General features: G+C 42.8%; 22 protein-coding genes. 7 read left to right on the top strand and 15 right to left on the bottom strand.

All coding sequences use genetic code 11. From position 1 onward, the window contains the following. Nucleotides 1–5 precede the first annotated feature (5 nt). The 4 genes from NQ556_RS01740 to NQ556_RS01725 all read left to right on the top strand — a co-directional run bounded on the left by NQ556_RS01740 (nt 6) and on the right by NQ556_RS01725 (nt 4,811). Nucleotides 6–1,505 (top strand): YfcC family protein, encoded by a 1,500-nt coding sequence (locus tag NQ556_RS01740; RefSeq protein ID WP_008369962.1) that lies wholly within the window; start codon nt 6–8, stop codon nt 1,503–1,505. Between the two features lie 27 nt (nt 1,506–1,532). Further along, nucleotides 1,533–2,909 (top strand): dipeptidase PepV, encoded by a 1,377-nt coding sequence (gene pepV, locus NQ556_RS01735; protein ID WP_008369960.1) that lies wholly within the window; start codon nt 1,533–1,535, stop codon nt 2,907–2,909. Nucleotides 2,910–3,326: 417 nt separating this feature from the next. Further along, complete coding sequence (locus NQ556_RS01730; RefSeq protein WP_204575775.1) at nt 3,327–3,854, top strand: PDC sensor domain-containing protein; 528 nt, start codon at nt 3,327–3,329, stop codon at nt 3,852–3,854. A gap of 9 nt (nt 3,855–3,863) precedes the next feature. Then, nucleotides 3,864–4,811, top strand: coding sequence for a sensor domain-containing diguanylate cyclase (locus NQ556_RS01725; protein ID WP_204575773.1), 948 nt, complete (start codon nt 3,864–3,866; stop codon nt 4,809–4,811). A 139-nt stretch (nt 4,812–4,950) separates the two neighbouring features. Here the strand turns inward: NQ556_RS01725 and NQ556_RS01720 are convergent, their stop codons facing one another. From NQ556_RS01720 to NQ556_RS01665, 12 genes are all read right to left on the bottom strand, one after another. Then, complete coding sequence (locus tag NQ556_RS01720; RefSeq protein ID WP_008369954.1) at nt 4,951–6,084, bottom strand: ATP-binding protein; 1,134 nt, start codon at nt 6,082–6,084, stop codon at nt 4,951–4,953. A gap of 181 nt (nt 6,085–6,265) precedes the next feature. Next, on the bottom strand, nt 6,266–6,460 hold the full coding sequence (locus tag NQ556_RS01715; RefSeq protein ID WP_008369951.1) for an ABC transporter permease family protein: 195 nt from the start codon (nt 6,458–6,460) through the stop codon (nt 6,266–6,268). An 88-nt stretch (nt 6,461–6,548) separates the two neighbouring features. Further along, on the bottom strand, nt 6,549–7,838 hold the full coding sequence (locus NQ556_RS01710) for an O-acetylhomoserine aminocarboxypropyltransferase/cysteine synthase family protein (RefSeq protein WP_008369949.1): 1,290 nt from the start codon (nt 7,836–7,838) through the stop codon (nt 6,549–6,551). 215 nt (nt 7,839–8,053) lie between these two features. After that, nucleotides 8,054–9,181, bottom strand: coding sequence for a M20/M25/M40 family metallo-hydrolase (locus NQ556_RS01705; RefSeq protein WP_044998742.1), 1,128 nt, complete (start codon nt 9,179–9,181; stop codon nt 8,054–8,056). Nucleotides 9,182–9,289: 108 nt separating this feature from the next. Continuing rightward, nucleotides 9,290–10,429 carry a trans-sulfuration enzyme family protein gene (locus NQ556_RS01700; RefSeq protein WP_022220018.1) on the bottom strand — a complete coding sequence of 380 codons (1,140 nt, stop codon included), beginning with the start codon at nt 10,427–10,429 and terminating at the stop codon, nt 9,290–9,292. Between the two features lie 89 nt (nt 10,430–10,518). Continuing rightward, nucleotides 10,519–10,953, bottom strand: a complete 435-nt coding sequence (locus tag NQ556_RS01695; protein ID WP_008369942.1) for a GNAT family N-acetyltransferase — start codon at nt 10,951–10,953, stop codon at nt 10,519–10,521. Nucleotides 10,954–10,969: 16 nt separating this feature from the next. Continuing rightward, nucleotides 10,970–11,938, bottom strand: a complete 969-nt coding sequence (locus tag NQ556_RS01690; protein WP_008369940.1) for a glutathione S-transferase family protein — start codon at nt 11,936–11,938, stop codon at nt 10,970–10,972. A 130-nt stretch (nt 11,939–12,068) separates the two neighbouring features. Next, a complete protein-coding gene (locus NQ556_RS01685) occupies nt 12,069–12,827 on the bottom strand; it encodes an amino acid ABC transporter ATP-binding protein (RefSeq protein ID WP_008369938.1) in 759 nt (252 codons plus the stop codon). A gap of 3 nt (nt 12,828–12,830) precedes the next feature. Next, nucleotides 12,831–13,574: an amino acid ABC transporter permease gene (locus NQ556_RS01680; RefSeq protein ID WP_008369937.1), complete on the bottom strand. Its 744-nt coding sequence runs from the start codon at nt 13,572–13,574 to the stop codon at nt 12,831–12,833. Beyond that, on the bottom strand, nt 13,574–14,437 hold the full coding sequence (locus NQ556_RS01675; RefSeq protein ID WP_008369935.1) for a transporter substrate-binding domain-containing protein: 864 nt from the start codon (nt 14,435–14,437) through the stop codon (nt 13,574–13,576). The genes NQ556_RS01680 and NQ556_RS01675 overlap by 1 nt, the downstream gene beginning before the upstream one ends. A gap of 25 nt (nt 14,438–14,462) precedes the next feature. Beyond that, the gene (locus NQ556_RS01670; RefSeq protein WP_008369934.1) at nt 14,463–15,500 is read right to left on the bottom strand and encodes a glutathione S-transferase C-terminal domain-containing protein; all 1,038 of its coding nucleotides are present in this window, start codon (nt 15,498–15,500) and stop codon (nt 14,463–14,465) included. A gap of 12 nt (nt 15,501–15,512) precedes the next feature. Further along, nucleotides 15,513–16,547, bottom strand: coding sequence for a glutathione S-transferase C-terminal domain-containing protein (locus NQ556_RS01665; RefSeq protein ID WP_008369932.1), 1,035 nt, complete (start codon nt 16,545–16,547; stop codon nt 15,513–15,515). Between the two features lie 236 nt (nt 16,548–16,783). Here NQ556_RS01665 and NQ556_RS01660 point away from each other — a divergent pair, with 236 nt between their 5' ends. Then, a complete protein-coding gene (locus NQ556_RS01660) occupies nt 16,784–17,191 on the top strand; it encodes an RrF2 family transcriptional regulator (protein ID WP_008369930.1) in 408 nt (135 codons plus the stop codon). Between the two features lie 11 nt (nt 17,192–17,202). Beyond that, nucleotides 17,203–17,691 carry a GAF domain-containing protein gene (locus tag NQ556_RS01655; protein ID WP_022220015.1) on the top strand — a complete coding sequence of 163 codons (489 nt, stop codon included), beginning with the start codon at nt 17,203–17,205 and terminating at the stop codon, nt 17,689–17,691. Here the strand turns inward: NQ556_RS01655 and NQ556_RS01650 are convergent. Beyond that, the gene (locus NQ556_RS01650) at nt 17,675–17,917 is read right to left on the bottom strand and encodes a hypothetical protein (protein ID WP_022220014.1); all 243 of its coding nucleotides are present in this window, start codon (nt 17,915–17,917) and stop codon (nt 17,675–17,677) included. The two genes, NQ556_RS01655 and NQ556_RS01650, sit on opposite strands and share 17 nt — an antisense overlap. Nucleotides 17,918–17,985: 68 nt before the next feature. Between NQ556_RS01650 and NQ556_RS01645 the strand changes: the two genes are divergently transcribed. Beyond that, complete coding sequence (locus tag NQ556_RS01645; RefSeq protein ID WP_022220013.1) at nt 17,986–19,194, top strand: MYG1 family protein; 1,209 nt, start codon at nt 17,986–17,988, stop codon at nt 19,192–19,194. 80 nt (nt 19,195–19,274) lie between these two features. Here the strand turns inward: NQ556_RS01645 and NQ556_RS01640 are convergent, their stop codons facing one another. Both NQ556_RS01640 and NQ556_RS01635 read right to left on the bottom strand, forming a co-directional pair. Beyond that, a complete protein-coding gene (locus NQ556_RS01640; RefSeq protein ID WP_022220012.1) occupies nt 19,275–20,273 on the bottom strand; it encodes an aromatic acid exporter family protein in 999 nt (332 codons plus the stop codon). A gap of 200 nt (nt 20,274–20,473) precedes the next feature. After that, nucleotides 20,474–20,623 carry a hypothetical protein gene (locus NQ556_RS01635; RefSeq protein WP_022220011.1) on the bottom strand — a complete coding sequence of 50 codons (150 nt, stop codon included), beginning with the start codon at nt 20,621–20,623 and terminating at the stop codon, nt 20,474–20,476. Nucleotides 20,624–20,793: the final 170 nt, after the last annotated feature.

Genomic DNA, 20,793 nt, shown 5'->3' with positions numbered 1-20,793 from the left:
TGATTATGAAAAAGAAAAAAATATCTTTCCCTTCTGCGCTCACTGTATTATTTATCGTCCTTATTTTCGCTGCAATTTTAACTGCAGTGGTACCGGCAGGGCTTTATTCCAAATTAACGTACAACGCAGACCATGATGTATTTGAAATCACAACACCGGAAGGTGAAGTGACAGAAATGGCTCCTACCCAGGAATCCTTGGACGAGCTGGGTGTTACCGGAAACTTAAATAAATTCCTTGATGGAAGTATCAGCAAACCGATCGCTGTTCCTGGAACCTACGAGAAAGTCGATCAGGAACCGCAGGGCGTATTTAAAATCCTCCTTGCAGCAATCAGTGGTGTTTACGATACCATTGATATCATCCTTTTTGTATTTATCCTCGGCGGATGTATCGGTGTCCTGAATTATATGGGTGCATTCAATGCGGCAATCGCAGCACTTTCCAAAGTCACCAAGGGCAAAGAATATATCCTGATCATCCTGATCACGATTATTATCGCAGCCGGTGGAACTACCTTCGGTCTTGCAGAAGAAACCATTGCACTTTACCCGATCCTTGTACCGGTATTCCTTGCAGCCGGATATGATGTTATGGTTTGTATCGCTGCAATTTACATGGGATCTTCTATCGGAACCATGTTCCCGACCATCAACCCGTTCTCTGTCGGAAACGCATCCAATGCAGCCGGAATCAGCCTTGCTGACGGTATGGGAATCCGTGGTGTTGCTCTGGTACTCGGCACTCTGATCACTTTGATCTACATCCTTCGCTATGCAAAGAAGGTAAAAGAAGATCCTACAAAATCAATCTGTTACGACCAGTATGAACATCATATGCAGAAATTCGGTCATCAGGGCGAGGTTCCTGAATTTACCGGAAAAATGAAGCTTTCCCTCCTCGTATTCGGCGTATCCTTCGGTGTGCTTGTATGGGGACTTGTAGCTCAGGGCTGGTGGTTCGACAACATGACTGCCCTCTTCCTTGCCTGCGCGATCCTGCTTGCATTTACTTCAGGAATCGGCGAAAAGAACTTTATGGATCAGTTTATCGGCGGTGCCGCTGACCTGATGGGCGTAGCTCTGGTAGTCGGTGTGGCACGTGGTATCAACATCATTCTGGAAGACGGTATGATTTCTGACACCATCCTGGAATTCTTCTCAGGTGCGATCAGTGGAATGAATCCGATCGTATTCATCATCTTGATGATGCTTGTATTTATCGTACTCGGATTCTTTATTTCCTCTTCCTCAGGGCTTGCAGTTCTGTCCATCCCGATCATGGCTCCGCTTGCCGACACCGTAGGTGTTTCAAGATCAGCAATCGTATCTGCTTATGCATACGGTCTTGGTCTGATTTCTTTCATCACACCAACCGGTCTGATCCTTGCATCCCTTGCGATGGTGGATGTTACTTATGATAAATGGCTGAAATTCATCATGCCGCTGATGGGTATGACTACCGTCTTCAGTGCGATCATGCTGATCATTCAGTTATATGTATAAGCTTCTTGCATAAGGAGGTAAACTCTTATGGATTTTGAAAAACAAATACAGACAGACCGTGAAAGTCTGATCCAGGATATTATGAAACTGGTGTCTATAGACAGCGTGGAAACCGCACCGGATGCAGGAATGCCTTTCGGTGCAGGCGCTGCCAAAGCACTTGACTGCTTTCTCGAAACGGCAGAATCCATTGGTCTTAAAACAGAAAATTTTGATCACTATGCCGGACACGCAGATTATGGGGATCAGGAAGAAACTCTCGGAATCCTCGGTCATGTGGACGTGGTTCCATGCAGTGGCAGCTGGGTATGTGATCCGTTTAAACCGGAAATCATTGACGGAAAGCTGTATGGTCGTGGCGTACTTGATGATAAAGGTCCTCTTCTTGCCTGCCTCCATGCAGTCAAGATTTTAAAAGAAATGGGTGTGCCACTCAGCAAAAAAATCCGTTTTATTGTAGGTGCGAATGAAGAGACAGACTGGAAATGCATGGACTATTATTTCAACAAGAAAAAGATTCCTGCTCCACAGATGTCCTTCACACCGGATGCAGTATTCCCACTTATTTACGCTGAAAAAGGCGTCTTTCAGTATCAGCTTGTAACCGATGTCTCAGAGGATATCACTTTATCCGGTGGAAATGCATTTAACGCAGTCGCAGACCATGCTTCCGTCCTGCTTCCTCTCGAACTGGAAACCGTGATCCGCAAGAGCCTGCTCTCCTGGGAGACACAGACCAGATGCCATTTCACAGTAGAAAATGCGGGTGCATCCCTCCGGCTGACCGCAGAAGGTTTTGCCGCACACGCAGCACATCCTTCTACCGGAATCAATGCGATCAGCGGACTGATGTCAGCTTTATCTGAGCTTTCTCCGGAAAATGAGTTGGCAAGGATTGCCACATTTTATATGGAGCACATCGGTTTTGACCTGACCGGAAAGGGACTTGGAATCGATCTTACAGATGAGATCTCCGGCAGATTAAGTTTCAATGTCGGAAAGGTCGAAGTATGCGATCATAAGGTGATTTTCTCCATCGACAACCGTGTACCGGTTACTTACCGGTGCGCCCAGGTTCAGGAGCTCATTCAGAAACAGCTTATCGGTTCCGGATTCCGTTTTGAGAACCCATATGCAACTGAATCCATCCACGTACCTGAGGATTCTTTCCTGGTTCAGACTCTGATGGAATCCTACCGCAATGTCACCGGTGATATGTCCGCAAAACCTCTGGTAGACGGTGCCTGCTCTTACGCAAGAGCACTGGATAACTGTGTCGCTTTCGGCGCACTCCTCCCAGACCAGCCTGATCTGATGCATCAGACAAATGAATGTCTGGAGCTGGATAAACTGGATCTCTGGATGAAGATTTATCTGGATGCAATCTACCGGCTTGCAAAATAAACAATAACGTATAACTAAGAGAGAATAACGTAATGCTTTTGTTATTTTTTACGTTATTCTCTCTTTTTTTGTTCATTTTTTGTTTATTATGTATATTTTTCTATCCATTTCACATACAAATTCGATGACATCCCAGAACATTTATGGTATAATTTAGAAAATCTAATTACTTATTTGTTAAGATACCAGAGACAAGAGGTCAGAAAGCCGATGCAAGCTTGCTTGCAAGAGGATTTTTGACCTCTTGACCCGCCAAAAACATGAGTAAGTAGCCATTTTTCAAAGAAAAATGAGTGGATTACGAATGTTTTTGAGGATTGCGAGAGTGCAAAGCACGTAGCAATCTGGTATCAAAGGGGGCAAAAATACCTTTTGACCCCAACTTCTTGTTAACGCACAATATGAGGGGGATTTTACATGAAAAAATTATCACGTCATGAACTGATGCAATACGGAACGGCTATCATTTCGTTCCTTATTGTAATGACGTTCACACTTCTGATTTTTTTCTGGTTTGTACAACAGAGCGTTGATAAAAGTGTACAGAATGTTCTTCAAAAAAACACACTGCAGCAAAAGGATCACTTGGAACTGGTTCTGGAAAAAGAATATGAATTTCTGGAGAGTCCTGCTGCATACTTCGGAACAACTTCCGATCTGTTCAGCAACGATAATCTTCAGCTTCTTGCTGAACTGGCTTCTTCCAGCTCCTATCATCGGCTTATGCTTTTTTCTACAGACGGTATCGGGCACTCCAGCGATGGGAAGAAGACCGATGCAAGTTCACGGGACTATTTTCAAAAGACATTGGAAGGCAGACGCGTCATTAGTTCTCCTCTGTCAAGCAGCGTAGACAACGAAACCCTTGTTGTCCTCACAGTTCCTGTTTATGACAAAGATCAGAATATTATCGGTGTCTTTGGAGGTTCCATCGATGTCACGTAACTGACTACCATGCTTTTTGAGGATCTGTATTCGGGTTCCGGCTACTCATTTATCACAGACCCGGACGGCAACATCATTTCCATTGAATCTACGCACAACGAAATCCGGAAGAACTTTTTTACTTCTTCCTCTGACTGGGTATTTCAGACTTCGGAAGATGGCGCTACTCTTCAGGAAGATTTTAAGCAAGGACACGCAAACTGCCGCAAGATTATATCAGATTTATCATATGCACGCTATATTTCCTACCAGCCGCTAAAGTACAACGGCTGGATGCTCTGCTATATCATTCCTGCTGTCGATGCCCGTCAACCCTTTGCTTTTATCAACAACTTTGAAATCATTCTGTTCGCCTTTTTTATCTGCATTGTGCTGCTTCTGATCTTCGCACTCTGGAAGATCAACCAGAAGAATCAGACTTCGCTTCTTCGCCAGGCGCATACAGATGCTCTGACCGGACTTCTGAACAAAGTTTATGCAGAACACACGATTTCCGAATGGCTACGCGAAAAAGATTTTGAAGATTTACAGGCTTTAATGATGATCGATATGGATTATTTCAAGCAGATCAATGATACTTATGGACATGCAACCGGTGACCAGGTACTGAAAATATTTGCTGGATTTCTGAAAGAACAGTTCCGGGCAACCGATATCATCGGCCGTGTCGGTGGTGACGAATTTATGATCCTGATGAAAAATGTACGTCTGGATTACAGTATCCATCTGCATTTGCAAAAGCTCTATACAAATCTTCAAAATATAGATATCCCGGAACTAAATGACCAGAAACTTTCCTGCAGTATCGGCTGTGCTGTTGCTCCAACGGATGCTGAATCTTTCAGCCAGTTATACCGCCTTGCTGATCATGCTCTGTACACAGCTAAGCACAACGGACGTGGACGTTTTGTTATTTACCACGATATCAAGAACCAGCAGGAAACCGTTTTATCCTGATCAACGTCAGGAATTCTGGTACAGGTCAATATTCCTGTCATTTAATCTCAAAATTCCCGCCGGGCAGATCCTGTACCTGTCCGGCGGGAATTTCATTCTTCTTTATATCTCAGATATGCCCCGGCACATCCAGTCATTTTTAATCATCGTAAGTATCCAGGAAATTGTGTCTTACACCTTTTGCCTTGTAACCGACAACCGTATCCAGATTGACATTTTCCACACTCTTGAAAATATTGCCCTCCACAAACGGATTCGTCTTCTTAAGCTCTGCAATCAGCTTTTTGATTTCCATACGCTTTGACTGATTTTCTTCATTGTTGCAGGTTGTACAGGTATCGGTAAACTTACATGCACACTGGATAAAATGCAGATCATTGTAATCTCTCCATGCCTTGATGTCATCCTCACGGATCAGATACATCGGGCGGATCAGTTCCATCCCTTCAAAATTTGTACTGTGAAGCTTCGGCATCATAGTCTGCACCTGTGCACTGTAGAGCATTCCCATCAGGATCGTCTCGATCACATCATCATAATGATGTCCCAGTGCGATTTTGTTGCAGCCCATCTGCTGTGCAAAATTATAAAGATATCCACGTCTCATCCTTGCACAGATATAACACGGTGATTTTTCAATCTCAAATACCGATTCAAAAATATTGGATTCAAAGATCTGGATCGGAATCTTCATCTTCCTTGCATTTTCTTCAATGACCTTCCGGTTCTCCGGACTGTATCCCGGATCCATCACCAGGAACTTTACTTCAAAGTTAAATTTGTTGTGACGCTTTAATTCCTGGAAAAGCTTTGCCATCAGCATTGAATCTTTTCCACCGGAAATACATACTGCGATCCGGTCACCTTCTTTGACCAGTTCATATTCTCTGACAGCTTTTGTAAATTTGGACCAGATCTTCTTTTTGAACTTCTTGCGGATACTAAGCTCCACATGTTCACAGACATCATCTGCTTCCTTTTTCTTCATATCTGCCATCAGCCATCCAACATAACCGCCCTTCAGGCTGTATGCTTCATATCCCTGCTCCTGCAGTTCTTCTGCGATATCCCTGCTGATCTGTCCTCTGCTGCAGCAGATAATGATCTTCTTTTCCTTATCTTCCGGCGGATTCTCCATCAGTACATCTGCTGAGCTTGCCGTCGAATTCGGCAGGATTCCATGGGCGCGCTCAATCTCGCCACGGATATCAAAAAGCTCGTAGGACTCTGCAGGAAGCGCTTCCATTTCCTCGATCGTAATATCTATACTCATTGATTTTCTCCTTGTAAAAAGAATGTCCCCTGACACATAATCCTCTTTATTGAACAGAAAGTTCCATCTGGATTGTTGTCAAATAAAAAATGCGCATGTATCGGTACATATCATAGCATAATCTGTGCATCTGGTCAAAGGGAGATCCATCCGAAAATACTGGATTTCCGCTTATTTCCACTTATCGCACAGCATTTTCAACACTCCTGACTGCCGCAATTCCTTTCGGAAATGCAAGACTGACAAACAGTGAATAGTACCAGCCAAATCCGGCATTTTCCATCATAATCCCATATGTCATGCTTACGAAAATGTAGCTGCACATGATCGGAATGGATTTCAGAAAAACATTTTTTCTGATCTGTGCCTTTGTCATAGTGTTTTCTCCTTAAAATTTTCTGTGCACATCGAAAAAGACGAAGGTTTCGAAAAACCTCCGTCCAAAATTCCTGTGTGTATAATATTTATTTGCCCTGAACCGCTGCAAATCCACCTTCAAGATCTGCGATGATATCATCGATATGTTCTGTACCGATAGAAAGACGGATTGTGTTCGGTTTGATTCCCTGATCAAGCAGTTCTTCTTCTGTCAGCTGAGAATGTGTTGTTGTTGCCGGATGGATAACAAGGCTCTTAACATCCGCAACATTTGCAAGCAGCGAAAAGATCTTCAGGTTGTCGATGAACTTGTGAGCTTCTTCCTGTCCGCCTTTGATCTCGAATGTGAAGATAGATGCTCCACCATTCGGGAAATATTTTTCATAAAGTGCATGATCCGGATGATTCGGCAGTGACGGATGGTTCACATGCTCTACCATTGGATGGTTAGAGAGGTATTCTACTACTTTCTTTGTATTTTCTACATGACGGTCAATTCTAAGTGACAGTGTCTCTGTTCCCTGCAGAAGAAGGAATGCGTTAAATGGAGAAATTGTTGCTCCCATATCACGAAGAAGGATTGCACGGATGTAAGTTACAAATGCTGCCGGACCTGCTGCATCTACGAAAGATACTCCGTGGTAGCTTGGGTTTGCATCTGCGATTGCCGGGTATTTTCCACTTGCTTTCCAGTCAAATTTGCCGGAATCTACGATGATTCCACCAAGAGTTGTTCCGTGTCCACCGATGAATTTGGTAGCAGAATGTACAACGATGTCTGCTCCGTGTTCGATCGGACGGATCAAATACGGTGTTCCGAATGTGTTGTCGATTACAAGCGGAAGTCCATGCTTGTGTGCAATTTCAGCGATCGCATCGATATCCGGGATATCACTGTTCGGATTACCAAGAGTTTCAAGATAGATGGCTCTTGTGTTATCCTGAATTGCATCTTCTACTTCTTTCAGGTTATGTGCATCTACAAATGTAGTTGTGATTCCGTAATGTGTCAGTGTGTGTTCAAGAAGGTTGAAGCTTCCACCGTAGATTGTCTTCTGCGCTACGATATGTCCGCCATCTGCTGCAAGTGCTTCGATGGTATATGTAATTGCAGCTGCTCCGGATGCTGTTGCAAGAGCTGCCACACCACCTTCAAGTGCTGCAATTCTCTTTTCAAATACGTCCTGTGTAGAGTTTGTCAGACGTCCGTAAATGTTACCTGCATCTGCAAGTCCGAATCTTGCTGCTGCATGTGCAGAGTTCTTAAATACATAAGATGTTGTCTGGTAAATCGGTACTGCTCTGGCATCAGATGCCGGATCTGGTTCTTCTTGTCCTACGTGAAGCTGAAGTGTTTCAAATTTATAATCGCTCATATTTTTCTACCTCTCTTTTCTACTGTCTGATGTATCGTGATCTCTATAGTGATCTTTCAAATTTGATAGTTGCATTATATCTACTTTTACCTACTTTGTCAATAGGTTAATAGGGAATTATTTTAAAAACATTTAATTTCAATATGTTTTATCTGTTTTTCTTCTATCAATATAAAAAAGACGCTTTTGGCGTCTTTTCTGTATAATAACATCCACTACTGTACATCGGTGATCAGCCCGGCGATCAGTTCTACTCCTGTCACAAGATCTTTGATTGTCGTATATTCATTTACCGAATGTGCCTGGTACATTCCATTTGACAACACCAGTCCAGGAATCCCGTTCTTCGCAAAGCTGTTGTTATCACTTCCGCCAAATGTCTCTACAAGTTCTCCTGCAAGTCCCAGCTCTTTGCTTACTCTTTCAAACCGTTTTACCGGCACACTGTCTTTTGCTGTCTCATAAGCGATCAGATGAACTTCGCAGGTAAGTTCTGATTCGGCTCCGTGTTTTTCAGCCACCTTTTTGAAGGTATTTCCCACTTCTTCTACACAACGAGTCGCTTTTTCATGAGAATAGCTCCGGATTTCTCCCTTTACAATACATTTTTCCGGAACAATGTTCGTTCCGCTCCCACCTTCGATCAATCCGATATTGCAGGTTGTCTCTTCATCCACATGTCCCTGACTGATCTGCGTGATCGCTTCGGATGCAATAGCGATCGCATGAACGCCGTGCTCCGGATCAAATCCGGCGTGGGATGCCTTCCCGGTTACTACCACCTGATAAGAAATCAGAGACGGTGCTTTATATGCCGCGCTTCCAACCGGTCCGCTGATATCCAGTACATAGGCTTCTTTTGCACGAACCTTTGAAAAATCAAATACGCTGCTACCCTTGATATAAAGCTCTTCTGCAATTGTAAAAAGAATCTCGATATCCCGGTGTGGTACTCCCGCTTCTTTTACACTGCGGATTCCTTCCAGGATCTCCACAAGTCCTGCCACATCATCAGCTCCAAGAACTGCTTTTCCTGCGGAACGGATCACACCGTCTTCTCCGATGATCCCTTTCTTGCCTTTGGACGGCTCAACCGTATCCATATGGCCGGACAAAAGGACCGAATCTCCCGGAAGATCTCCCGGAAGATATGCATATAAGTTTCCGGCGTTTCCTCCGAAATGTTTTCCAGCATTGTCTTCCTCTACTTCAAAACCAAGTTCTTTTAATTTCACGATCAGCCGATCTGCCATCTGACGCTCCCCAAAGCTTGGTGCATCGATCGCAGTCAGTTCCTGAAATTCATCGACTGCCCGCTGTTCATTTACCTTTATTTTACTCATTTCTGCCACTTCCTTATCTGCACGGTCATATTCCATCTGCCGGCTATCTGTCCGTTAATACACCTTCGGTCACAGATATCTTCCGCTTTATACACAATTCTATTTGATTTACTTTAATACAGCTTCCAGATCTGCGATCAGATCCTCTGCTCCCTCAATTCCAACAGATAATCTCAGAATCCTGTCTGTAATTCCGTTCCGGTCAAGCTCTTCTCTGGAAAGATCCGCATGCGTCTGAGTAATCGGATAAGTGATCAGAGTCTCAGTTCCTCCGAGGCTTTCCGCAAACTGGATCAGTTTTACATTTTCCAGGATGTGATATGCTCTCTCTTTGGAATCTACTTCAAAGGTCAGGATTGAACCAAATCCTCTTGCCTGCTTTTTCATCAGTTCGTAGCCCGGATGTGATTCAAGCCCCGGATAAAGCACCCTTGTCACATACTCCTGCTTCTCCAGAAAATGTGCGATCTTCAGTGCATTTTCCTGTGCCCTGTCCATACGGACTCCAAGCGTCTTGATCCCTCTGAGGATCAGCCAGCTGTCCATCGGTGCAAGGGTTGCTCCTGTCGTCTTGATGATAAAACGAAGCTGTTCCTGAATGTCCTCGCGGTTTGTTATCAGAAAACCTGCAAGTGTGTCATTGTGTCCACCCAGATATTTTGTCCCGCTATGCACAACAATGTCAGCACCAAGCTTCAGCGGATTCTGGAAATATGGTGATAAAAAGGTATTGTCCACGATCAGAAGAAGTTCATGTTTTTTTGCTTTCTTTGAAAGTTCTTCCAGATCGGATACACGCATCATCGGATTGGTCGGTGTCTCTGCATAAATTGCTTTTGTGTTATCCTGGATATAATCCTCTACATCCACACTGCTTAAATCCACGCTGGTAAATGTCAGTCCATTTTTCACATTGATGCTGTGGAACAGACGGATGCTTCCTCCATAAAGATCCTCATCAATGATGATGTGATCGCCCGGTTTGAAAATCTCCATCAGAGCTGTGATCGCTGCCATTCCTGTCGAAAATGCCAGTGCATCGATCCCTTCTTCCAGCGATGCTACGATCTTCTCAAGATGTTCTCTCGTCGGATTCTGTAATCTGGAATAGTCATAACCACTTCCTCCGCCTACTCTGTCTCTTGCAAATGTTGCAGACTGATAGATTGGATAACTGATCGCCCCATATATTTCATCCTTATTATCGTCAGCCAGATGCTGACATCGTGTATCAATTCCGTACTTCATTCTTGTCTATCTCTCCTGTTTCTATAAATCAATGTCGCTATTTACTGTACAATATCTTTCTGCCAAAATCCAGTTTTCTTTTCATAAATTTACGCAAGTTCTTTCTCCGTCATCACACATTCAAACTCTCCGGAGCCGCTTACCTGTGAAAAATCTGCGGTATAGCCAAGCTTTTCATAGAATCCAAGTGCCGCTTTTCTGGAATTGATATAGATTTTTGTCACACCTTTTTCGCGCATCCAGTTTTCCGCCTCAATGATCCCTGCCTGTCCGTAATGTTTTCCCCTATAGGATTCCAGTGTTGCCACGCGCTCAATTTTTCCGGTATGTTCATCCAGATAATGCAGCCTGCAGGTGGATACCGGATAAATTCCGTCCATCACCAGAATATATTCATCTTCCGGTGTGTCATCTGAAAATTCTCCCTCAAGCGGGATCTTAAATCCCAGGCACATTGCCTGTGTCCGCACATAGTGTACGCCGGCTCTCTGCCATTCTTCTGTCACTCTGACTGCTTTCATCATTCATTCCCCTCTTTCTTTATTTTCCGGATAATTTTTCTCTTCCGTGTGGTGTCATCCATAAGGTTTCATCCGGTCCATTTGGCACGATCGCAAATTCATTGGACGGGCAGCAATCGATATGATAATGCTTCTTGATCGCCGCAAAATTCGTTGTGTCGCCAAATCCCGGTGTCTGATACAAATCTCTTGCATATGCCCACAGATTCGGATAATCGCGGAGAAGCTTTTTATTCAGACGAAATACCGGATAATATGCACAGTCAAATCGTACCAGTGTCACATAAAGACGCACATCAGATTCAGTCAGTCTGTCACCAAATAAGTATCTCTGGTTTGCAAGCCTTTCTTCCAGCCAGTCCAGACGGTTAAATACCATATTGTAAGCACGGTCATAAGCCTTCTGTTTTCTTGCAAATCCGGCTTTATAGACACCATTATTTACCTCACGGAAAATGATATCATTCAGCTTATCGATCTCTTCTCTTAAATCTTCCGGATAAAGATCCGGTGCTCCCTCTTTGTGATAAGGCTTCCATGCCGTCTCAAAGTAAAGTGTCAGGTTGAAATAATCATTATTTACCACCTTACCGGACGGGATATCCACAAGTGCCGGTACGGTAAATCGTCCGGTATAATCCGGATTTGCTGCAAGATATGCCTCACTGATATAGTGGATTCCAAGAACCGGATCCACATCTCCTTCGTCCAGTGTAAATGCCCAGTCGCTTCTCGGCACATCCGGTCTCTTTGGATCTGCGGTTCCAAGACTGATCACATCCTCCAATCCCAGAAGTCTTCTTACAATCACACTGCGGTGCGCCCACGGGCATACCGGCGCCCACAAAAGGCGATAACGTCCCGGCTCTACCGGAAGCTTTCCTTCTCCCTCACCAAACGGTGTTTCAAACTGATTCTTCTGACGGTTGAAATTTCCTTCACTGTCTACTTCTTTATTTACCCATTCTGTCGATGTATTTTCTCTCATAATCTTTTCCCTTTCCTACGCTGTCTGATTCTGTTTTTCCTGCTCTTGTCTGATACTCATTGCTTTCGCTCCCTTCTTTTATCCTGTTGGAAAAAATCGACTGATCCCTCAGCCGATTTTGTTTTTTCTCTTAAATTGAATAATCCGGTTCTTCCATCCGGTTGATCTTTGTAAAAAACTCTTTGACACGTTCGTTCTTCGGATTTCCAAACACTTCTCTCGGCGTTCCGTCTTCCAGGATCTTTCCTCCGTCCAGGAAGATCACTCTGGTTGCAACGTTTCGTACAAAGCTCATCTCATGGGACACCAGAAGCATTGTATATCCTTCATTTGCCGCTTTTTTGATCGTATCCAGAACTTCTCCGACAAGCTCCGGATCTAGTGCAGATGTCGGCTCATCCAGAAGCAAAAGCTTTGGCTCCATCGCAAGTGCTCTTGCGATTGCAACTCTCTGCTGCTGACCACCTGACATATGTCTCGGATAATGGTTTGCATGATCCAGAAGACCTACATTTTTAAGCTGCTTTCTCGCAATCCTTTCTGCTTCCTCTTTTTTCATCTTCTTTACCACGATCAGCCCCTCCATTACATTCTGAAGTGCTGTTTTCTTTGAAAAAAGATTGAAATTCTGAAAAACCATGCCGGTCTTTTTCCGAAGCTCTGTCAGATCTTTGCCATGAATATGTGCAAGATCCTGTGTCTCACCGTCAATCGTTATGGTTCCGGTTTCCGGTTTTTCCAGTCTGTCCACACATCTTAAAAATGTGGATTTTCCTGTTCCAGAAGGTCCGATGATCGCTACGACATCTCCCTGATTGATGGTAAGGTCGATTCCATCAAGAACCTTATTATTTTTAAATGTTTTTGATATATTTTTGATTTCGATCATACCTTATTCCACCTCTGTATCTCTGATATCTAAAAGTGCCGGTGCATCTTCCGGTACCCGGAGCTTTTTCTCAAGATAGCTGATCACTCTCTCAAGTACGAAAGTAATTACCCAGTAAATAATTGCCAGTGAGATATACACTTCAAAGTAACGGTAATTTCTTCCCGCAAGAATCTTTCCTTCTGCGGTCATCTCCACTACGGAACAGACAAATGCAAGAGAAGTTCCTTTGATCAGTCCGATAAATGCATTTCCAAGGGATGGGAGTGCTACCACGATTGCCTCCGGAAGGATGATCCTTATCAATGCCTGGAAATAATTCATTCCTAAAGCGCTTGCTGCCTCAACCTGTCCTTTATCTACTGATTCAAGGGACGCACGGATGATCTCTGCGTTAAATGCAGATTCATTGAGTGCCAGAGCAACGAATGCATATACGATTGGTGCGACTCCATTGACATTGTAGTTGGTTCCACATTTAAAGTTGATATATTTCAGGAGCATCGGAATACCGAAATAGGTCACATATAACTGAACCAGGATCGGCGTTCCGCGGATAACCGAGATATAGATACTTACCAGCTGTTTCAGTACCGGTACCTTTTTAATCTTCACAAGTGCAAGGAGCAGTCCCAGGATGAGACTAGCGATCATTGCTGTGACAGCCAGTTCCATTGTGACCGGAAGATATTTTAAAAGTAGCGGTATCTGTGTAAATACCAGTTTTCCATCAAATAATTTACCCATTAGTTAATCGTCTCCTCGAACTTATCATCCTCCGGTGCGGCATCCTGACCATACCATTTTTTACTGATCTCAGTCAGGGTCCCGTCTTCCTTCAGCTCCTTCAGCGCTTTGTCTACCTGTTCTCTTAAATCTTTCTGATCCTGTGGGAAAATATAATATGCATAAGAGTTTTCTGCAATCATTTTTGCTTCATCTTCCGGAATATCATTTTTCTGCACATCATAGTTAAATTCTTCCATGTAAGAGTTGTACATTGCCAGATCGATGATCGTAAAATCCTGCGATCCGTCTGCTACATGCTGTAAAAATACAGATGTATCTGCATCCGAGTAAGTAATATTGATCGCTTTATCCGGATTCTTTTCATTCCATGCTTCTACTGCATTGGATACGCTGATTCCTGTACCACCTTCAAAAGAAAGTCCTGCTGCATCTTCAAATGATTTGATCTCTTTTCCACCTTTCTTTGTTACGAATACATAGCTGATCTTGTCATATGGATAAGAGTAAAGATAACTTGCTCCACGGTCTTCGTTGTAAGAGAAGTTGTTGACTCCGATCTGATAATTTCCACTATTCAGTCCGGAAAGTACAGATCCAAAATCAGTCACTTCGTATTCCAGTTCATAATCCGGAAGTTTATCAAAAACTGCATTCAGTACATCCACATCGTATCCTGCCGGCTTGTCATCATCGCCTACATAGACATATGGTTTTGCGTTTGCTCCGGTTGCTGCTTTGATTACTGTCTTTCCACTGTCTGAAGAGCTGTCCTTTGAAGCACTTCCTGAAGAAGATCCACATCCTGTAGCCAGGACTCCTGCTGCCAGTGTAACTGCTAAAATGCTTGCCAACTTTTTCATAATATTTTTCCTCGTCTTTCGTCTGTTATTTTTCTGCTTTAAATTTGTGTGCCGGATCTTTACTGAGTGATTCTCTTCCTGTCGGTGTCTTCCAGATAGTATCCCAGTCTGTTTCCTGCACCACGATATCATAGTATGTATTTTCCCAATACTCTTCATCTGCTTCATTCAGATCGACAGATGCCGCAAAATCCTTAAAATATGTGTTATGTCTGAATGCCGGGATCTGATACAGATCTCTTGCATATCCCCACAGATTCGGGTAATCTACCAGACGGTGTTTGCAAGGTCCGATATTTCTTGAATAAGACACATCCAATCTTGCGATGGTTGTATAAAGACGGATATCACTGTCTGTCACATAATCTCCGAATAAGAATCTCTTGTCTGCAAGTCTTTCCTCCATTGCATCAAGCCCTGCGAAAAATGTCTCATATCCATCGGCAAATGCCTGTAAGGATTCAGCGAACTGCGCTCGATAAACAGCGTTGTTTACATTTTCAAAGAGCCATTTGTTCAGCTTATCGATCTCCGGTCTTAATTCTTCCGGGTAAAGATCCGGCGCTCCCTTTTTGTGGAACGGCCTGAACGCTGTTTCCAGATGATTTGTAAGCCAGTGGTAATCATTATTTACCACTTTCTTTGTCTTATAATCTACAAATGCCGGAACGGTTGTACGCCCTGTGTATTCTTCATCCGCATTGTAGTAAAGCTCACTTAAGAACTGTGCGCCCGTTTCCGGATTGATATGATCCGGGGAATTTACAAATTCCCATCCAAGATTCTCTTCCCGGTCTGTCCAGTCTACGATCTCAACTTTCACTGCATCCTCAAGTCCGAGAAGCTCTCTTGCGATCGCTGCCCGATTGGACCAGTTGCATCCTTTTGCCCAGAAAAGAATATATCTGTCTTTTTCTACCGGATTTTTCCCTTCTCCAAAACCTTCCGTGAAGCGGTTTGGCTGACGATGGAAATTTCCATATTCATCAATTTCCTGTGCAGTTTCTCTCGGTCTTACTCTGATCTGTCTTCCATTTACATCTACATATTCAAAATCTGCCATAATTCGTTCCTCCTACTGTTCTTCTGCCTTAAATTTATTGCCCGGATCGCTGCTTAAATGTGCACGGTCATGCGGTGCACCCCAGTATGCATCAAAATTGATCTCATCCAGAAATCTTGCATTGAAAGATTCAAAAAATAATGCGCCGACCTTCTTGTTGTTTGGATTTGCGAAATCCTTAAAGTAGGTGTTGTTTCTGAATGCCGGAATCTGATACAGGTCTCTTGCATATCCCCACAGATTCGGATAATCGATCAGGCGGTGTTTGGTATGTCCAAGCTGCCAGGTGTAACGAATATCCAGTCTCGCCAGCGTCACATACAGTCTCACATCACTGTCTGTCACATAATCTCCAAAGAGAAATCTCTGATTTTCCAGACGTTTTTCCAGAATATCCATTGCTGCATAAAAAGAATTATAGGCATCCCAGTAAGCTTCCTTTGATCTTGCAAAGGTTGCTTTATAAACTCCATTATTAATGTTATCAAAGAGCCAGTCATTCATCTCATCGATATCTTTTCTGAGTTCTTCCGGATAAAGATCCGGTGCTCCTTTTTTGTGGAACGGTTTAAAATCTACTTCAAAATAATTGGTAAGCCAGGTGTAATCGTTATTTACAACTTTTCCTGTCTTTGTATCGATCAGAGCCGGTACCGTTGTTCTTCCTGTGTAATCATCATCAGCTTTGTAATAAGCTTCACTTAAGAACTGGATTCCAAGGACCGGATCGATATGATCTTTGTCGTATACGAATTCCCATCCAAGATTCTTCTCATGCTTTGCATGATCAACCATGTTGACACTGATTGCATCTTCCAGTCCAAGAAGTTCTCTTACGATCGAAGCTCTGTTAGACCAGTGGCAAAGCTTTGCCCATACCAGATGGTATCTGCCTTTTTCTACCGGATTTTTTCCTTCTCCAAATCCTTCTGTAAAATGATTTGGCTGGCGGACAAAATATCCATTCTCATCTATCTCCGATACAACTTCCTGCGGACGTACACGGATCTTTCTTCCATCTACTACTTCATAATCAAATTCTGCCATTATTTCTTCCTCCGTTCATATTTATCAGTACTGGTTATTTTGTATAACCTTTATTTCCTATCAATTTAGTTGGTATAATATCATCTATTACCTACTAAGTCAATAGGTTATTTTATTTTTTTGTTTTTTTCTTGAAACACATATAACCCTACGGTATAATAGGTAAAAAAGCACCAGGGTTCATAAACTCTCTGGTGCTGCTATTGTACATATAAAAAAATGGGGGAAAACTAATTATGATTTCTACAAAAGGACGTTACGCACTCCGCGTGATGATTGATCTCGCCCAGCATAAGGACGAAGAATATGTTCCGCTTAACGAGATCGCAATCCGCCAGGAAATTTCCGAAAAATACCTGGAAATTGTCCTGAAAATTCTTGTAAAGAAGAAACTCTTAAAAGGACGCCGTGGCAAAGGGGGCGGATACCAACTTACCAGGGAATCTTCTGAATACACTATCGGCGAGATTCTTGAACTTGCGGAAGGCAATCTTGCTACAGTCGCCTGCCTGGTTCCAGGTGCCGAGGTCTGCAGCCGTGAAGAGCAGTGCATTACGCTTCCTTTGTGGAAGAAATTTGATGGAATGGTACATGATTTCTTCTACGAGATTACATTGGAAGATGTGTTAAACGGAAATATTTAAGGAGATTTTTTATGAATACTTCGAATTTTGAATGGCCAGTTGATAAAAAGCCACTGTATTCCCTGCTTTCAATCCGCCTCCGCGGTCTGATTGACGGAATCCCTCACCAGATCTCAAATCTGGCAAATGCATCGGCCCTTCTCGGTGATGCGCTTCTGAACATCAACTGGGTTGGTTTTTATCTGATGAGAGAAGGCAGGCTCGTCCTTGGTCCTTTCCAGGGCAAACCTGCCTGTATTGAAATTGAAATCGGTAAAGGTGTCTGCGGAACCGCTGTGGCAAACGATCAGGTTATGCTGGTAAAGGATGTCCACCAGTTCCCGGGACATATCGCCTGCGACAGCGCCTCTAATTCCGAGATCGTGATTCCGCTTCATAAAGGAAATGAAATCGTTGGCGTTCTGGATATCGACAGCCCTGTTCTCGCCCGTTTTGATGAAGAAGATCAGGAAGGGCTGGAACACTTTGTCAGAATCCTGGAATCTATTTTTGACAAATAAGCTGTTCTTCCAGATAGCTTACGATCACCTCAGCTGCATATCCATGTGACTTTTCCCCCGGATGCCGGAGAGAACCCACTTTTTCCTCCGGCGTATCCGGGAGTTCTAAAAATCCATAAATCTTTTCATAGCGTGATGGCACATTATGATCCGGATTATTATCACATCCTGACAAAACTCCCCATCCTCTCTGCGAAACAGCCCGGAATTCTACTATTTTCCACACTTGACATTTTCCTTTTCTGCTTATACATTATTACATTAGCAAAACTATTTTTATTTGGAGAGATTAAGATGAATGAATTATTAAAAAAGATCCGCCTAAAAGATGCTTCCGCATTTACACATAGTGGAAAATTCCACGCAGATGATGTATTTTCCTCTGCATTGTTATTATATTTAAATCCGGAAATTACAATCCTTCGTGGTAATAAAGTACCCGAAGACTTTGACGGCATCATATTCGACATTGGGCGCGGCAGATATGACCATCACCAGAAAGACAGCCGCATCCGTGAAAATGGCATCCCTTACGCGGCATTCGGCCTTCTCTGGGAAGAACTTGGTACCGAAATCCTGGGGGAAGAGCTTGCTGCTAAGTTTGACGAAGCTTTTGTCCAGCCACTGGATAATAATGATAATACCGGTGAAAAAAATGAACTGGCTTCACTGATTGGAAGCTTCAATCCTTCCTGGGACGAAGATGGCGGAACCGATGAAGCCTTTTTCCGTGCAGTCAGTGTTGCCGGAATGATCCTTGACAATAAATTTGCCCGTTACCTTGGAAATGAACGTGCTGACAAGCGGATCGAAGAAATTCTCGAAACACAAAATCCTGAAGCTGATTCCCGTATTCTGGTCCTTCCTGAATTCATTCCATGCCAGAAACGTCTTTCCGAAACAGATATCGCTTTCGTTATTTTTCCATCCAACCGCGGTGGTTACTGTATCCAGCCTCAGAAAAAAGAATATTCCCTGAATTATAAATGCAGTTTTCCATCTGAATGGCTCGGTCTGGAAAATGAAGAACTCCAGAAAGAAACCGGTCTTTCGAGTGCTTCTTTCTGTCACAAGGGCGGCTTTTTGATGACTACAGCTACTTTAGAAGATGCACGAAAAGCATGTCAGATCAGTCTGGATACCTTTACTGACGAGATTACCCTTGTAAATCTCAGTTCCGACACTTCTACAGACACACTTTTAATGAAACTGCCAGAACTCGCGCATGTAAAAATTATCCACAAACCTCTGCCTGATCTCCCTGCTTTAGATATCAATGGAATTTATGCTGAAATAGAAATGAAAAAAACAGAGTGGAAAAAATATATCAAAGATCTGGTAAAAGATCTGCTGAAAACGAAACCGGAAGCTGTCTATGTCGATGGAGATATGTTTTCTATTTACCCGGTCGTGCATCAGCTTCGCAAAAAGCATATCCCGGTTCTTACTTCTGTTACAAAAAACGGTGAAAAACTTATTATCCGTATCCCATCCGGTTCCTGATTTTTTATTATCAGGAATTTGATGATCTGAAAGTGTCAAAAAGAATGTGCCATAACACATTCTTTTTGACAAATGAGAGCTTAATTATCCCAGTATAATTTTCGCTTTTTATCATCCAGTCCATCCACAAACCTTCTTTTAAATACAAGGAATTCTTCCAGATCCATCAGGATATGGTACAGCATCGCACGGCTCTCAAATTCCTCTCTGGTCTTTGGAAGTGAATTGTTCCTGATAATCGCAAAAAGTTCATGTAGTTCATCCAACTGAGCTGTCGGAACTGTATGTTCCTTCACACATACCAGCATATCAAACACATAACTCGAAATGATCATTGCCTCATCTGGCATATGCCTGATTTTCTTCATCTCATAATGTAAGTTATGGATCACATTGCACTGCTTCATACGCATTTCAAAATAATCGATATAGTATCCCGGATGTGACTGAAACGTATTATCCTGATATTCATAGGCATCCTGGATAAAGCCCTGAACCTCTTTTTCCAACGCACAGATATCATCCCATACATTTCTCTGCATTTCCTTATTCGCCAGATATGCCGAAATCTCTCCAAGTATCATCTGCAGACGTTCTTCCGTATATCGCATATTTTCGACCAACGCCTTGCGCTGACTTCCATAATCATAAAACAAGTTCAGGACCAGTGCCATCGTAATTCCGATCAATACCAGCATAAATTCATTTGCAATAAAATCAAATTCAAAATCTCTGACTTCCAGAAAATGCATTCCGATCAGTGCATTTACGGAAATCGTCGCTCCCCATCCAAGCATCTCTGCGATAATAACCACAAAAAACACATAAATACCATATGCCATCCATTCTGATTCTACTGCCGAGAATATAATAAGTGCCATAAGTACTGAAATTATGAATGTTACAACCCTCGCTACCGATAATTTGACAGTTTTCCACTTTGTAGTCACCATCGTAAGAAGTGCAACACTCCCTGCCGCCAGTGAATACTTCAGTCCAAACAGATTGGCTATGTAAATCGCCAGACTGCTTCCTATCGCAATTTTTAGTGCCTGCATCCCGATCTTTTTACTTTTCATTGTTCCTCCTGAAATTTCATGCGTATATCCACACAAATTCTGTACACTTGATTTTGTATCCATATTTATGATGCCGAGAGCAGGATAACTATGTCAAATATTTTCTTATTTCTATCATACCTGCTCCACTCCAAAAAATAATTTTGAATTGTATTTTCGATTTTTTCATTTTCCTGCAGCTTCTCCATTATTTTCCTGTGCTAAGCATCAGTTTCTTTGCAAACATCAATCCATCCTTCTGCATCTGCTGCATCATCCAGATCTTCCTGTTGTTTTTGCTGTTGCTTTCCATGCATGACAAGTATTTTTTCAATAAGCTCTGGATTATCTTCGCCCTCAACCATACACATCTATGTCACGCTCATATTGCAAATATCCAAAACAACCCCTGTAATCATTATTATACCGATTATCAGACTAATAAACCACCTTTTTTTATCTTTACTCTCCTATAATGGTCTCATAAATTTAGACACTTTTTCGGACAGATTATAATGAATCTGATATACTAAAATCAGTA

Source organism: Coprococcus comes ATCC 27758, assembly GCF_025149785.1.
In the GTDB taxonomy this organism is placed as follows: domain Bacteria; phylum Bacillota; class Clostridia; order Lachnospirales; family Lachnospiraceae; genus Allocoprococcus; species Allocoprococcus comes.
The sequence above is the reverse complement of the archived record's forward strand: the minus strand, read 5'-3'. Positions and strand labels throughout refer to the sequence as shown.